This is a genomic window from Pseudomonas retamae (genome assembly GCF_043496865.1).
Taxonomy (GTDB): domain Bacteria; phylum Pseudomonadota; class Gammaproteobacteria; order Pseudomonadales; family Pseudomonadaceae; genus Aquipseudomonas; species Aquipseudomonas retamae.
Genome location: NZ_JBIEIL010000008.1, coordinates 47,397 through 62,689 on the forward strand (window position 1 = coordinate 47,397; position 15,293 = coordinate 62,689).

Below are 15,293 nucleotides of genomic sequence, written 5' to 3' on the forward strand. Positions count from 1 at the left end.
CAGGGTTGCGCGCAATTTAAGCCGCCAGCGGCAACCAAGCAAGCGCTTGGGCAGAAGATAGTTTCAACTGTTTACAAACCAAGCGCTTGCTTGGTAGCCTCCAGACACTTCTGTCGCAGATCGCTGAGTCGGAGATAAAAATGCCAAATACCGTGCGGATCGGATGCGCCAGTGCCTTCTGGGGTGACACGTCGACCGCCGCCGCGCAACTGGTGGCCGGCGGGCGTCTGGATTATCTGGTGTTCGATTATCTTGCCGAGATCACGATGTCGATCATGGCCGGCGCGCGCATGAAAGACCCGCAGGCCGGGTACGCCAGCGATTTCATCGAAGTGCTGACGCCACTGCTCCCGCAATTGGCCGAGCAAAATATCCGCGTCATCAGCAACGCCGGCGGGGTCAATCCGCAGGCCTGCGCGGCCGCCCTGCAAGCCGCGTGTGAGCGCGCCGGCGTCGCGTTGAAAATCGCCGTGCTGCTTGGCGATGACCTGCAGCCGCAATTCAAACAGCTCAGCGGTATCAGCGAGATGTTCACTGGCGCCCCACTGCCGCCGCTGTGCGTGTCGACCAATGCCTACCTCGGCGCACCGGGCATCGTCGAAGCGCTGAAGCTCGGCGCCGATATCGTCATTACCGGCCGGGTGGTCGACAGCGCCGTGGTCAGCGCGGCATTGGTGCACGAATTCGGCTGGTCGTGGCACGACTACGACAAACTGGCCCAGGCCGCGCTGGCCGGGCACATCATCGAATGCGGCGCGCAATGCACCGGCGGCAACTTCACCGATTGGCGCGACGTGCCGGATTACCAACACATCGGTTTTCCGATCGTCGAAGTCAGCGCCGACAGCCAGTTCATCGTCAGCAAACCCGAAGGCAGCGGCGGCCTGATCACACCGCTGACCGTCGGCGAGCAGATGCTGTATGAAATCGGCGATCCACAGGCTTATTTATTGCCCGACGTGATCTGTGATTTCACTCAGGTCGAACTCCGGCAACACGGCAAAAACGCCGTTCATGTGCTTGGCGCCAAGGGCCTGCCGCCCAGCGATCAATACAAGGTCAGCGCGACTTACCCGGACGGTTTTCGCTGCACCGCCAGTTGCCTGATCGCCGGCATCGATGCGGTCGCCAAGGCGCGGCGCGTCAGCCAGGCGATCATCGACAAAACCGCAGAAATGTTCAGCCAGCGCGGCTGGGCGCCCTACAGCGAAACCCATGTCGAACTGCTTGGCAGCGAGGCCACTTATGGCCCGCACGGTCAGCGTCAGGACAGCCGCGAAGTGGTGATCAAACTCGCCGTGCGCCATCCCGATAAAAAAGCCCTGGTCGTGTTTTCCAAAGAAATCGCTCAGGCCGCGACCGGCATGGCGCCGGGATTGACCGGCATCGTCGGCGGCCGTCCGACGGTGTATCCGCTGATCCGCCTGTTCTCGTTTCTGATCGATAAAAATGCCTGCACGTTGCAAGTCGAGATGGCTGGCGAACGTCATCCGTGCAGTCTGCCCACGCCCGCCGCAGCACAAACCCCGACCTCAGCCCTGCCCGATCAACCGCCCGAACCGCAGGGCCGCGCCGATACCGATGTGCCGCTGGTAAAACTCGCGGTGGCCCGTTCCGGCGACAAAGGCAACCACAGCAACATCGGCGTCATGCCGCGCCAGCCCGAATACCTGCCGTGGATCGCCGCAGCGCTGACGCCAGCGGTGGTCGCAGACTGGATGGGCCATGTGCTCGATCCGCATGACGGGCGGGTCGAGCGCTGGTACCTGCCCGGCACCCACAGCCTTAACTTCCTGCTGGAAAACGCCCTCGGCGGCGGCGGTGTCGCCAGTCTGCGCATCGATCCGCAAGGCAAGGCCTTCGCCCAGCAATTGCTGGAAATTCGCATTCCGGTGCCGCAGAGCATCGCCGAACAACTCGACTAGAGGTTGAGCTTCATGGCGTACGAATCGATTTTCAAAGCCGGGTTGTTCAGCGGCCAGAGCATTATCGTCACCGGTGGCGGCAGCGGCATCGGCCGCTGCACCGCGCATGAACTGGCCGCGCTCGGCGCCCACGTGCTGCTGGTCGGGCGCAAGCCTGAAAAACTCGAACGCGTCGCCGCCGAAATCGCCGAGGACGGTGGCCGTGCGCATTGGCAGGCCTGCGATATCCGCGATGAAGAAGCGGTAAAACAGCTGGTCAGTGAGCTGATCGCCGCACACGGGCCGATCCACGGTCTGGTCAACAATGCCGGCGGCCAATATCCATCGCCGCTCGCTTCGATCAATCAGAAAGGTTTCGAAACCGTGCTGCGGACCAATCTGGTCGGCGGATTTCTGATGGCCCGGGAAGTGTTCAATCAGTCGATGAGCAAACACGGCGGCAACATCGTCAACATGCTCGCCGACATGTGGGGCGGCATGCCCGGCATGGGCCACTCTGGCGCCGCGCGCTCGGGCATGGACAATTTCACCAAAACCGCAGCCATCGAGTGGGGTTACGCCGGGGTGCGGGTCAACGCAGTGGCGCCGGGCTGGATTGCTTCGAGCGGCATGGACACTTACCAGGGCGCATTCAAAGCGGTGATTCCGACCCTGCGCGAGCATGTGCCGCTCAAGCGCATCGGCACCGAATCGGAAGTCAGCGCAGCGATCGTGTTTCTGCTCAGCCCGGCGGCGGCGTTCATCAGTGGCAGCACCTTGAAAATCGACGGCGCGGCCAGCCTCGGCAGTCGCGCATGGCCCCTGCATAAAGCCACGCACAGCGAGTCATTCAACGGATTTCATCGGGCGTACTTGCCTGACGTCCTCAAGGACAAGGAATAAGCCATGGCGCAGATCCAGTCGCAACTCGACCCGCACAGCGAAGCCTTCGCGCGCAACCGTGCGGCGATGCTCGCAGCCATCGAACACGTGCAGCAACTGGAACAGAACCTGCTGATCAAGGCCGCCGAAGCCAAGACGAAGTTCGATCAGCGCGGGCAACTGTTGCCGCGCGAACGGCTGAACCTGCTGCTCGACCCCGGCGCGCCGTTTCTGGAGCTGGCGAGTCTGGCCGGTTACAAACTGCATGACGACAAGGACGGCAGCGCGGCCGGTGGCGGCCTGATCGCCGGCATCGGTTACGTGTCCGGGATTCGCGTGATGGTGGTGGCGAACAACAGCGCGATCAAGGGCGGGACGATCTCGCCCAGCGGCCTGAAAAAATCACTGCGTCTGCAACAGATCGCCCTGGAAAACAAACTGCCGATGATCACCCTCGCCGAAAGCGGCGGCGCCAATCTCAATTACGCCGCGGAGATTTTCGTCGAGGGCGCGCGCAGCTTTGCCAATCAGGCGCGGCTGTCGGCGCTGGGTTTGCCGCAGATTACCGTGGTGCACGGCTCGGCCACCGCTGGCGGCGCCTATCAACCCGGTTTGTCGGATTATGTAGTGGTGGTGCGCGGCAAGGCCAAGCTGTTTCTCGCTGGGCCGCCGCTGCTCAAGGCCGCCACCGGCGAAGTGGCTACTGATGAAGAACTCGGCGGCGCCGAGATGCACGCGCAAGTCGCCGGGACCGCCGAGTACCTGGCCGAAAGCGATGCCGATGGCCTGCGCCAGGTGCGCGACATCCTGCGCATGCTGCCGTGGAACGAACAACTGCCGTGGCGGCCGGAGCCGCAATACCAAGAGCCCCTCTACCCCATCGACGAATTGCTCGGGCTGATCCCGGACGATCCGAAAAAGCCCTACGACGTGCGCGAAATCATTGCGCGCATCGCCGACGAATCAGACTTTGTCGAGTTCAAGGGCGAATACGACCAACAGACACTGTGCGGCCATTTGAAAATTCAGGGCCGCGCCTGCGGTTTCATCGGCAACAACGGCCCGATCACCCCGAACGGTGCGAGCAAAGCGGCGCAGTTCATCCAGCTGTGCGACCAGAGCCAGATCCCGCTGCTGTTTTTTCACAACACCACTGGCTTCATGGTCGGCACCGAATCGGAACAGCAAGGCGTGATCAAACACGGCTCGAAACTGATTCAAGCGGTGGCCAATGCGCGCGTGCCTAAACTGACGCTGGTGGTCGGTGGCTCCTACGGTGCCGGCAACTATGCGATGTGCGGACGCGGTCTCGATCCACGCTTCATTTTCGCCTGGCCGAACAGCCGCACCGCAGTGATGGGTGGCGCACAGGCCGGCAAGGTGTTGCGTATCGTCACCGAAGCCAAGCAATTGAAAGACGGCCTGGTGCCGGACCCGAAAATGCTCGACATGCTCGAACAGGTCACCGCGCAGAAACTCGACAGCCAGTCCACGGCGCTTTACGGCAGCGCCAATCTGTGGGACGACGGGCTGATCGACCCGCGCGACACGCGCACCCTGCTCGGCTATCTGCTGGACATCTGCCACGAAGCCGACACTCGTACGCTGCAACCCAACAGCTTCGGCGTCAGCCGCTTCTGACCGCCACGGATCTCACGGAGAACAATAACAATGATCTTCACCCCGGAACACGAAGCGCTGCGCCGTACCGTTCGCCAGTTCGTCGACAATCAGATCAACCCGCACGTCGACGAATGGGAAAAGGCCGGACGCTTTCCAATCCACGAGATTTTCCGTCAGGCCGGCGAGCTGGGTTTGCTGGGGATTTCCAAACCGGAAAAATTTGGCGGCATGGGCCTCGATTACAGCTATTCGATCGTTGCCGCCGAGGAGTTCGGCACCATTCATTGCGGCGGCATTCCGATGTCGATCGGCGTGCAGACCGACATGTGCACCCCGGCGCTGGCCCGCTTCGGCTCCGATGAACTGCGCGAAGAATTCCTGCGCCCGGCGATCAGCGGTGAGCAGGTCGGCTGCATCGGCGTCTCCGAAGTCGGCGCCGGCTCCGACGTCGCCGGGCTGAAGACCACGGCGCGCAAGGACGGTGATGACTACGTGATCAACGGCAGCAAGATGTGGATCACCAACTCGCCGAGCGCCGATTTCATCTGTCTGCTGGCCAACACGTCGGATGACAAACCGCATATCAACAAGTCGCTGATCATGGTGCCGATGAACACGCCCGGCATCAGTCTGAGTTCGCATCTGGACAAGCTCGGCATGCGCAGTTCGGAAACCGCTCAGGTGTTTTTCGATAACGTACGCGTGCCGCAGCGCAACCGCATTGGCCACGAAGGCGCCGGTTTCATGATGCAGATGCTGCAGTTTCAGGAGGAACGGCTGTTCGGCGCGGCCAATATGATCAAGGGCCTGGAGTATTGCGTCGACAGCACCATCGAGTACTGCAAGGAGCGCAAGACCTTCGGCAATGCGCTGATCGACAATCAGGTGATTCACTTCCGCCTCGCCGAATTGCAGACCGAAATCGAGTGCCTGCGCGCGCTGGTCTATCAGGCCACCGAGCAATACATCAAAGGTCAGGACGTTACGCGGCTGGCGTCGATGGCCAAGCTCAAGGCCGGACGACTGGGCCGTGAGGTCAGCGACAGCTGCCTGCAATATTGGGGCGGCATGGGCTTCATGTGGGACAACCCGGTAGCCCGCGCCTATCGCGATGTGCGGCTGGTATCGATCGGCGGCGGTGCGGATGAAATCATGCTGGGGATCATCTGCAAGCTGATGGGCATCCTGCCGGGGAAAAAGAAATGAACCGCCTGCCCGAGTGCCAGACGCTGCTGCTGGAACTGCATGGCGGGGTGCTGCATGTCACGCTCAACCGGCCGGACAGCCGCAATGCGATGAGCCTGCAAATGGTCAGCGAATTGCGCGCGGTACTCGCCGCCGTCCGCGATGAGCGCGATGTTCGCGCGCTGGTGCTCAGCGGCGCCGGCGGGCATTTCTGCGCCGGTGGTGACATCAAGGACATGGCCAGCGCGCGTGCTCAGGGTGGCGAGGCTTACCGCGAACTGAATCGGGCATTCGGCGCCTTGCTCGAAGAGGCGCAGCGCACGCCGCAGGTATTGATCAGCGTGCTGCAAGGCGCGGTGCTGGGTGGTGGATTGGGCCTGGCCTGCGTCAGCGATGTCGCGATAGCCGACCATCAGGCGCAATTCGGCTTGCCGGAAACGAGTCTCGGCGTGATCCCGGCGCAGATTGCACCGTTTGTGCTGCAGCGCATCGGCCTCAGCGAAACCCGACGCCTGGCGCTGACCGCAGCGCGTTTCGATGGCGATCAGGCTCGGCAACTGGGGCTGGTGCATTTTGTCGAGCGCGATGCGCAGGCGTTGGCAGAACGACTGGATGAGGTGCTGCAGCAGGTGCTGCGTTGCGCGCCGCAGGCGAATGCCGTGACCAAGCAATTGCTGCTGGTCAGTGCCGGGCAGCCGTCGAGTGAATTGCTTGATCAGGCCGCGCAGTGGTTCAGCGAGGCGGTGACGGGCGAAGAAGGGATCGAGGGCACCCTGGCATTCATGCAAAAGCGCAAACCGCGGTGGGCCACATAAAAGCTTCGCGAGCAGGCTCGCTCCCACAGGTTTTGTGAACGACGCAAATCCCTTGTGGGAGCGAGCCTGCTCGCGAAGAGGCCAGCCAATCCACCGCCAAATACTCAGGAAGATCAACATGCCCGTCATTCACAAAATCCTGATCGCCAACCGCGGTGAAATCGCCTGCCGCATCCAGCGCACCGCCCAAGCCCTCGGCTACCGCACCGTCGCGGTCTACAGCGATGCCGACGCCGATGCGCTGCACGTAAAAATCGCCGATCAGGCCGTGCGTATCGGCCCGGCCCCGGTGCAGCAGTCCTACCTGAACATCCCGGCAATCCTCGACGCCGCCCGCCGCAGCGGTGCCGACGCGGTCCATCCCGGCTATGGCTTTCTCTCGGAAAACGTCGAATTCGCCCGCGCCTGCGCACAGGCCGGTTTGACGTTCATTGGCCCCAGCGTCGAAGCCATCGAACTGATGGGCAGCAAACGCCTGTCGAAGCTCGCCATGCTCGATGCCGGTGTACCGTGCATCGCCGGCTATCAGGGCGCCGCGCAAGACGACGCGACCTTGTTGCGTGAAGCCGAGCGCATCGGCTACCCGTTGATGATCAAGGCCAGTGCCGGCGGTGGCGGGCGCGGCATGCGCCTGGTGCACAACGCGGCTGAACTGCCGGCGCAACTGCGCACTGCACGCTCGGAAGCGTTGAACGGTTTTGGCAGCGACGAATTGATTCTCGAACAGGCCGTGCTTGAACCCCGGCATGTCGAAGTGCAGCTGTTCGGCGACCATCACGGCAACCTGATCTACCTTGGCGAGCGCGACTGTTCGATCCAGCGTCGCCATCAGAAAGTCATCGAAGAAGCGCCCTGCCCGGTCATGACCGCCGAGTTACGCCAAGCCATGGGCGAAGCGGCGTTGAAGGCCGGCCGCGCAGTGAATTATGTCGGCGCCGGCACCGTGGAGTTTCTGCTCGACGCGCGAGGGCAGTTTTATTTTCTGGAAATGAACACACGTCTTCAGGTCGAGCATCCGGTCACCGAACTGATCACCGGTGTCGATCTGGTGGCGTGGCAATTACAGATTGCCGAGGGCCAGCCGCTGCCGCTGACTCAGGATCAGGTGCAACTCAGCGGGCATGCCATGGAAGTGCGCTTGTATGCCGAAGATCCGGCGCAGGATTTTCTTCCGCAAACCGGACGTATCGAAGGCTGGGAGCCGGCGCTCGGCCACGGTGCGCGGATTGATCACGGCTTGTTTGAAGGGCAAGTGGTCAGCCCGTTCTATGATCCGCTGCTGGGCAAACTGATCGCCCACGGCTCCACCCGGGGAGAGGCGCGGCGCAAGCTGTTGCGCGCGGTGCAGGACACCGTGCTGTTAGGCGTGCAAAGCAATCAGCGCCTGCTCGCCAGCCTGTTGCAGCATGAGCAGTTCGTCAGCGGCGAATTCAGTACCGCCTTCATTGCCCAGCGTTTCAGCGATCACCTCGACCTGCATCGTTACGTGCCCAGCGCCGAGGAACTGGCGATCGCGGCGCTGCTGTTCTATCAAACCAGCGCGCACCACCATCGCGCGCCGCTAAGCAGCTGGCGCAACAACGCCAGCGCACCGCTGACTTATCGCCTCGGCCTCGATGAGCAGAACTGGACCCTGCAACTGCACGCTCAAGGGCCAGACATGTTTCAGGTCACCGTCGGTGAACGCGCGCTCGACCTGCAACTCATCGGTCTCGACGCACATTCGCTGACACTGGCCGTCAATGGCGTACGCCAGCGCCATGCCTTCCGACTGACGGGCGCACAGCTCTGGCTCTTCAGCCATCCCGGCAGTCTGCGTCTGGAGGATCGAACTCATGCGGTGATCGACAGTCAGACCAGCGTCAGCTCTGGCACCTTGAAAGCGCCGATGGACGGCGCCATCGTCGACGTCCTGGTCAGCGAAGGCAGCGCGGTCAGCAAAGGTCAGTTGCTGGTGGTGCTGGAGGCAATGAAAATGGAGCACCCGCTCAAGGCCGGCATCGACGGCGTGCTCAAGCGGGTGCAGGTCAAGGTTGGCGATCAGGTAAAAAATCGTCAGGTTCTGTTGCAGGTCGAGTAGTCGCCCACACACCGGTGCGGGTTTTGACTACGCTCTGAGATATCAGAACGCGAAAATCAGGAACCCTGCGATGCCCCAATGGCTGGTCATAGATCTGGAAGCCACCACCGATGAGGGTGGCTGGCCGGTCACCGAAATGGAAATCATCGAGATCGGCGCCACCCTGGTCGATCGCGCCGGGCGCGAGCAGGATCACTTCCAGCGCTTCGTCAAACCGACGCGGCGCCCTTTGCTCACCACGTTCTGCCGCGAATTGACGCACATCACCCAGGCCAATATCGATGCCGCACAACCGCTGCATGAGGTCTGGCCGGCGTTCGAGCGCTGGCTGGCCCAGCATCAATCGCGCCTCGAAGGCTGGGTCAGCTGGGGCGATTACGATCGCAAGCAATTGCTGCAGGAATGGCAGCGTCTGCACATCGACAGCGGCCTCAGCCGGGTGCCGCACATGAATCTCAAACAACGTTTCGCCAAGGCCCGGCGCCTCGAGCGGCCATTGGGCCTCAACGGTGCGCTGCAGCTGGCCGGTCTGCAATTCAGCGGTCAGCAGCATCGGGCGCTGGAGGATGCGCGCAACACTGCACGGTTATTGCCGCTGGTGCTGCCGCTTTAGAAACGTGACGAGGCTGAAAGCCTTGGGCATACTGGCCGGCCCCTTTTCAGCCCTTTTCGAGGAATCGCCCATGTTTAAAGTCAACGAGTACTTCGACGGCACCGTCAAGTCGATCGCCTTTGGCACCGCTGAGGGTCCGGCGACCATCGGCGTCATGGCTCCGGGTGAATACGAATTCGGCACCAGCCAGCGTGAAATCATGCACGTTGTGTCGGGCGCACTGACCGTCAAGCTGCCGGACAGCAGCGACTGGGAAACCTTCGCTGCTGGCAGCCAGTTCAACGTACCGGCCAACAGCAAGTTCCAGCTGAAGGTCGCGGTCGACACTGCCTACCTGTGCGAATACCGCGGCTGAGACGGCGGTTTAATCCAGCGAAAAAAAATGCCCGCGTGTAAAAACGCGGGCATTTTTATTTGCGTGCAAATTTATTCGAGAATTTCCACCGGCATCCCGACTTCGAGTCGACCGTTACTGTCATTGACCAGGTTCTGTCCGAACATAGCACCATCGGCCGTGGCGCGATGTTTTTGCAGGGTGGCGAACGGTTCGCGATCGGCACTGCGCTCGCCGGTTTGCGGGTCAACGGTGGTCATGATGCAGCGCGAGCACGGCTTGACCACGCGGAACTCGATATCGCCAACGCGAATACGCTTCCAGCCATCTTCAGCGTAAGCCGCGCTGCCCTCAATCACCAGATTCGGGCGGAAACGCAGCATCTCCAGCGAGCGTCCGACCTTGCTGGAAAGATCCTGCAGCGAAGCGTCACCGATCAGCAACAACGGGTAGCCGTCGGCGAACGCGACTTGATCGTCGTCTTTGCCGAAACCCGCTTGTGTCGTGCGTGCTCGATCCAGCGGCATGTACACCAGACGTGTCGGCTTGCCAAGAAAATCGCTGACGAAGCGCGCCGCTTCTTCGCCGGCGTCCGGCACACGCAAGGTGTCGCGCCAGATCGTCACGCCGCGTAATTCTGCACTTTCACCCGGCAAGGGGATTTCGATCATCCCCTGTTCCGGGGCAGCAAGGTTCAAGCCACCCGCTGCATTCCCCAGCGCCGACAACTGACTCATCTTCGCTTCGGCACGCTGGGTCAGAAATCGCCCACTGGCCTCGTCCACCAGCATCCAGCGTCGGTCGCCCGCCAGACCCAGCTTGTCCAGCTCGGCGCTTTGCAGCACTTCGCCCTTGCCGGATTTCAACGGGTAACGATAAAGCGCGCTCAGACGCAGCATGGCCAGCTCCTTGTGGTGGAAGCCGCCACCCTATACGAGCTTGAATACGGAATCAAAGGGCAACTCTTGCAGGAGCGAGCGGGCTCGCTCCGCGGCGCAATGACGCTCAGGCCGGAACTTCGTCGAGCATCAGACGCTGGCGCACCACGTCGACCAGTTTGTCCGGCTGGAATTTGGACAGGAAGTTGTCGCAACCGACCTTCTTCACCATCGAATCGTTGAAGCTGCCGGACAGCGAGGTGTGCAGCACCACGTACAGGCCACGCAGACGCGGGTCGTTGCGAATTTCGGTGGTCAGACGGTAGCCGTCCATTTCCGGCATTTCCGCGTCGGTGAAGATCATCAGCAGTTTGTCGGTCATGTGCACGCCGGTATCGGCCCAGGCCTTGAGCATGTTCAGTGCTTTGAGGCCGTCGCTGGCAATGTGCATTTTCACCCCGAGCTGGCCGAGGGTGTCGCGCAGCTGCGAAAGCGCCACGTTGGAATCATCAACCAGCAGCACTTCGCGGCCGCGGGCGCGCTCCAGCACCGGATCGTCAAGCTTGTCGCGCGAGACCTTGGCGTTGTACGGAACGATTTCGGCGAGGACTTTTTCCACGTCGATGATTTCCACCAGTTGATCGTCGACCTTGCTGATGGCCGTCAGATAATGCTGGCGACCGGCGCTGGTTGGCGGCGGCAGAATGGCTTCCCAGTTCATGTTGACGATACGATCGACGCCGCCCACCAGGAAGGCCTGCACCGAACGGTTATATTCGGTGACGATGATGGTGCTGTTTGGCCCTGGCACCAAGGGGCGCATGCCGATCGCCTGGGACAGGTCGATCACCGGCAAGGTCTGCCCGCGCAGGTTGACCACACCGCAAACGAACGGGTGACGCTGCGGCATCAGGGTCAGCTTCGGCAGTTGCAGCACTTCCTGAACCTTGAACACGTTGATCGCAAACAACTGCCGCCCGGCCAGTCGAAACATGAGGATTTCCAGGCGATTCTCACCCACCAGTTGCGTGCGTTGGTCTACCGTGTCGAGAATGCCGGCCATCTATGACTCCTGGGCTTGTTTCTGATGAATTCACTTATATGGGGGTATCGGCTGCATATGGCGCTTCTTGATGGCCATATCATGCCCGTTAAAAATGCCACGAACAGCCATTGATGTCACATTAACATCATGCTTTACTGGCGCAGTGATTTTCATCTGCTACATTTCTATACGGCGCGACCTCGGTTTGCGTCATAGGTTCCCGCACCTAAGGGATTCCCCTAGGGACAATCAGGCCCAACCTGATATTCGCAGTATCCAATAGCCATTAATGTGACGCCATTCTCATTGCATGAACGGAGTCAGGCTATTGTGTGCGATCGCAGTTCAGTGGCAACAAACCCTCTGGAAACTCTCAGTCTGTGCACTTGTACGGCCGGGCGCGATCTGCCGACGGTTCATGATCGTCGTCACACACGGCATTCGTTCATCAAACGTGACGTTGTGGAGATAAGCATGCCAATCGACCGCAAAGACTGGGTACAACGCTTCCCCGAATTTCTTGTCGAGGCTGAAACACTCCTGGCCAAGTCCGAGGAATGCCTGAGCCATCTGCAATTGATCAGCAATGACAAGGACGCCATTGAGTGCATGCTCACTACCCTGCTCAAGCTTGCGCGCCGGGCGGAAGCTCTGGCACTGGAGTCGATTTCCGAATTCTCCCTGCATATCCACAGCCTGCTTGACCTCAATCATGCGCGTGTCGATCTTCATGATCAGGCCCTGCAAGCCTTGCAGGATTGTTTCACCCTGATGGCCTGGCAACTCGAACTGGTCGATCAGAAGACCGGACAACTGAGTCTGGATGAAAGCGAGCAGGCATCCCTGCTCGAAGCACTGGCGTTTCAGGTCGGGCAAAACCCGCTCCAGCCGCCGCTTGCAAGCAAACGTTTGCCGCAACTGCCCTACTCGGGACAGGCCTGACTTGTCGCCGTGACGCGGCTGGCTTTACCGGACGCACGCGTTGAATGTCGCAATTGAATAGTCCATACCTGCCAGCGACAAAACGATATAAATAATCAGCATTGATCGACCCCCATGTTTCCCATCAATCTCAGGGTTTGCCTGTGTATCGGGAAGCGCAACTTCGGACATCGTCGATCTCCCTTCGAACCTCATCAATACCGACTTTCTTGCTTATGGAACTGGCGTGCAAACCTATGTATTTCCTGACTGAACGGACATATATAGCGAGCGCGACCAACGGTATCTTAAGTGGTATTATGCCGACCATTAGTTGTTCTCGAATTAATGGCACGGTGATTTCAGTCGGGCGTGATCCGCTGAAGTTCGCAAACAACAAGGGCTTACAGCCATGTTGAAACCATTGCCATATTTGACAGTATTTTCACACAGAGATCCGTCAGGAACTGGCCGGTCTGCCCGCAGCGAACATTCATTGGCTCCATCCGTTATGTACGCCAGCCTCAAGTCAATTACTCAATGGCCGCCCTCGCGGGAAAACGCGCGCCGGTTCACGCTGATCCTGTCGGTAGCGGCCACATTGGGCAGTTTGTTGACCTATGGGTTTTCAGCCTCTCTGAGCATGCCTCTACTGTTACTTCAGATCGGCGCTACCGCCTGTGTCTGGGTGCAATATCGGTTATCGCGAAAGTCAATCAAGTTTCAGCCACAGGAACTCGCCGACCGTCTGCTGCAAGTCCAGGAAAACGAGCGCCATCGCCTCAGCCGCGAACTGCACGACGATATCGGCCAGTTGCTGACGGCCGCGAAACTGCAGAGCGAGTGGCTCAAACGCCGCCTGCCGCCAGACTCGCAGGAACAATGCACGGTTTTGTGCGACACCCTCGAAGAAACCCTGAACAAGGTGCGCGACGTTTCAGCCATTCTCAATCCGCGCCAATTGACCAGTCTGGGACTTGAAGCCAGTCTGCGTGCGCATCTGCTCAAGACGCTGGCCAACACCAGCGTGCACTGGAGCCTGGATTGCCAGCAACGGCTCAATGGCATTCCGGAGGAAATGGCGGTCGCCGCCTTTCGCATTACTCAGGAAGCGGTGACCAATATCCTTCGTCATGCACAGGCGAAAAACCTGATGGTACGCTTGCAGCGTCTGCCTGAAGGCCTGACATTGTCGATCAGTGACGACGGGGCGGGATTTGCCCCAGCGACCGATCCGGGTCGCGAGGGACAACGCGGCATGGCCGGGATGGCCGAACGAATCGAGCAACTGGGTGGCACCCTGAGCGTCGTCAGCGAGCCGGGCAAAGGCACCCAGATCGAAGCACTTTTCCCGTGGGCGCCACGCGCACTCGAACGGGCCAGTACGAATAAGGTTATGCGTTGACTTGCAACTTACTTCTGGTGGATGACCACTCGCTGATCAGGGCCGGCGTGCGCGCTCTGGTGCTGGATATTCCCGGTTACGCGGTGATCGGCGAGGCCAGCGATGGTTCGCAATTGCTCGAGATGGTCGAGCAACTGAATCCCGATATCGTGTTGCTGGATATCTCCATGAAAGAAACCGGAGGCCTGGAAGCGCTGCAGCGCCTCAAGCGTGTGCGCCCGCAAAGCAAGGTGCTGATTCTGTCCATGCATACCGATCCGGCGCTGATCATGCAGGCGCTGGAATCCGGCGCCCACGGCTATCTGCTCAAGGACACCACCGCCACCGAACTCGAACATGCTCTGGAAGCCTTGCGCAACAACGAGCGCTATCTGAGTCCGGCCATCGCCCATACCGTGATCAATCAGGCGTTGACGCGCAATCAGAAGCAGCAGCCGGAAATCGCCGACTCGCATAACCTCACCGCACGCCAGTTGGAGATCCTGCGTCTGATCGTGCGCGGCAAATCCACCCGCGAAATCGCCAACGGCCTGGGCTTGAGCATCAAAACCGTGGAGACCCATCGGGCGCAGATCATGAAACGTCTGCAGATCTTCGATGTGGCGGGCCTCGTGCTGTTTGCGGTGCGCGAGCAGATCATCAGCCTTGACGACTGATCGCTTCGGTACTGCTCAACAAGGGTGAATGCTCCGGCAAATGCACGCGCAATGCCGCCGGACGCGCCTCAAAGCGCAGACTGCTGCACTCCAGCGGCTCGCCGTCGAGATTCATGCAAAGCCCCTCGGCCACCTTGATTTCGACCCACGGCAAACGGGTTCGCACAAACAGATTGTCAAGCCCGAAACCTTCGCTGAGCAGTGATTTCAATGTTCCCACCAGTTCCTGTGGTGCCGGCAGGATGCTGATATCGAGCAGTCCATCGTCGGCCAACGCCTGCGGGCACAGCACGTGTCCGCCGCCAGCCTGACGGCCATTGCCGATACCCAGCGCCAACAGCTCGCCGCTCCAGTGAAAGTCCGGTCCTTGCAGTTCGCCATAGGCGGCATGCAACTCGCTAAAGCGCGATAGCCCAGTGAACAGATAAGCCGCACCGCCAAGGACTTTCTTCAAATCTTCAGACGTATTGGCCGTGACCTGACTGCCGAAACCGCCGGTGGCCATGTTGAGAAAGATCTGCCCGCCAACCTCGCCCACATCGATATCGTGCGGTGGCACATCAAGCAGTTCCAGAGCTTCGGCAGGCTCCAGCGGCACCCCGGCGGCGCGGGAAAAATCGTTGGCCGTGCCCAAGGGCAAAAGCACCAGACTGGCTTTGCCCGGCTGCGCCGCAAGCGCTTCGGCGATGTCGCGCAGGGTGCCATCGCCTCCGCCGGCGATGATCGTCGGATAGCCCTGCGCCAACGCATCATTCACCCATCGCTGAGCGTCCCCTGCTTCCCAAGTCAGGCGCACGGCCAACTCCCAGCCTTGCTTGCGCTTGTCCTCGACGGCGGTGCGAACCGCCTCGTTGAGGGCCTGCTTGCCATGCAGAATCAACAGCGCCCGGCGCTCGTTCATCGCGTCACTCTCCAGAATCGAATCGATTGAAACATCTTGACCACTGCGACA

Annotated in this window: 14 protein-coding genes; 11 read left to right on the forward strand and 3 right to left on the reverse strand. The window is 60.6% G+C overall.

The window, feature by feature from the left end; all coding sequences use genetic code 11:
- Positions 1 to 140 precede the first annotated feature (140 nt).
- From ACGSLL_RS16710 to ppnP, 8 genes are all read left to right on the forward strand, one after another.
- Positions 141 to 1,925, forward strand: a complete 1,785-nt coding sequence (locus ACGSLL_RS16710; RefSeq protein WP_394507174.1) for an acyclic terpene utilization AtuA family protein — start codon at positions 141 to 143, stop codon at positions 1,923 to 1,925.
- Positions 1,926 to 1,937: 12 nt separating this feature from the next.
- A complete protein-coding gene (locus tag ACGSLL_RS16715; RefSeq protein ID WP_394507175.1) occupies positions 1,938 to 2,807 on the forward strand; it encodes an SDR family oxidoreductase in 870 nt (289 codons plus the stop codon).
- Between the two features lie 3 nt (positions 2,808 to 2,810).
- On the forward strand, positions 2,811 to 4,427 hold the full coding sequence (locus ACGSLL_RS16720; protein ID WP_394507176.1) for an acyl-CoA carboxylase subunit beta: 1,617 nt from the start codon (positions 2,811 to 2,813) through the stop codon (positions 4,425 to 4,427).
- A gap of 30 nt (positions 4,428 to 4,457) precedes the next feature.
- Positions 4,458 to 5,615 (forward strand): citronellyl-CoA dehydrogenase, encoded by a 1,158-nt coding sequence (atuD, locus tag ACGSLL_RS16725; protein ID WP_258448486.1) that lies wholly within the window; start codon positions 4,458 to 4,460, stop codon positions 5,613 to 5,615.
- The gene (locus ACGSLL_RS16730) at positions 5,612 to 6,409 is read left to right on the forward strand and encodes an enoyl-CoA hydratase/isomerase family protein (protein ID WP_394507178.1); all 798 of its coding nucleotides are present in this window, start codon (positions 5,612 to 5,614) and stop codon (positions 6,407 to 6,409) included. The genes atuD and ACGSLL_RS16730 overlap by 4 nt, the downstream gene beginning before the upstream one ends.
- A 118-nt stretch (positions 6,410 to 6,527) precedes the next feature.
- Positions 6,528 to 8,489 (forward strand): acetyl/propionyl/methylcrotonyl-CoA carboxylase subunit alpha, encoded by a 1,962-nt coding sequence (locus ACGSLL_RS16735; RefSeq protein ID WP_394507179.1) that lies wholly within the window; start codon positions 6,528 to 6,530, stop codon positions 8,487 to 8,489.
- 70 nt (positions 8,490 to 8,559) lie between these two features.
- Complete coding sequence (locus ACGSLL_RS16740) at positions 8,560 to 9,102, forward strand: 3'-5' exonuclease (protein WP_394507180.1); 543 nt, start codon at positions 8,560 to 8,562, stop codon at positions 9,100 to 9,102.
- Positions 9,103 to 9,172: 70 nt separating this feature from the next.
- A complete protein-coding gene (gene ppnP, locus ACGSLL_RS16745) occupies positions 9,173 to 9,457 on the forward strand; it encodes a pyrimidine/purine nucleoside phosphorylase (RefSeq protein WP_007940055.1) in 285 nt (94 codons plus the stop codon).
- Between the two features lie 71 nt (positions 9,458 to 9,528).
- Here the strand turns inward: ppnP and ACGSLL_RS16750 are convergent, their stop codons facing one another.
- Positions 9,529 to 10,335: an MOSC domain-containing protein gene (locus tag ACGSLL_RS16750; RefSeq protein WP_394507181.1), complete on the reverse strand. Its 807-nt coding sequence runs from the start codon at positions 10,333 to 10,335 to the stop codon at positions 9,529 to 9,531.
- Positions 10,336 to 10,441: 106 nt separating this feature from the next.
- On the reverse strand, positions 10,442 to 11,377 hold the full coding sequence (locus ACGSLL_RS16755; protein WP_090284879.1) for a chemotaxis protein CheV: 936 nt from the start codon (positions 11,375 to 11,377) through the stop codon (positions 10,442 to 10,444).
- A 456-nt stretch (positions 11,378 to 11,833) separates the two neighbouring features.
- On the opposite strand from ACGSLL_RS16755, the gene ACGSLL_RS16760 reads away from it, so the two are divergent.
- The 3 genes from ACGSLL_RS16760 (at position 11,834) to ACGSLL_RS16770 (ending at position 14,341) form a co-directional block, all read left to right on the forward strand.
- Positions 11,834 to 12,301 (forward strand): hypothetical protein, encoded by a 468-nt coding sequence (locus ACGSLL_RS16760; protein WP_394507182.1) that lies wholly within the window; start codon positions 11,834 to 11,836, stop codon positions 12,299 to 12,301.
- A 490-nt stretch (positions 12,302 to 12,791) separates the two neighbouring features.
- Complete coding sequence (locus ACGSLL_RS16765; protein ID WP_394507382.1) at positions 12,792 to 13,685, forward strand: sensor histidine kinase; 894 nt, start codon at positions 12,792 to 12,794, stop codon at positions 13,683 to 13,685.
- Entirely contained in the window at positions 13,682 to 14,341 is a 660-nt protein-coding gene (locus ACGSLL_RS16770) for a response regulator (protein ID WP_394507183.1), read from the forward strand. Before ACGSLL_RS16765 ends, ACGSLL_RS16770 begins: the two co-directional genes overlap by 4 nt.
- Here the strand turns inward: ACGSLL_RS16770 and yegS are convergent.
- Positions 14,325 to 15,242, reverse strand: coding sequence for a lipid kinase YegS (gene yegS, locus ACGSLL_RS16775; protein ID WP_394507184.1), 918 nt, complete (start codon positions 15,240 to 15,242; stop codon positions 14,325 to 14,327). The genes ACGSLL_RS16770 and yegS overlap by 17 nt on opposite strands.
- Between the last annotated feature and the right edge of the window lie 51 nt (positions 15,243 to 15,293).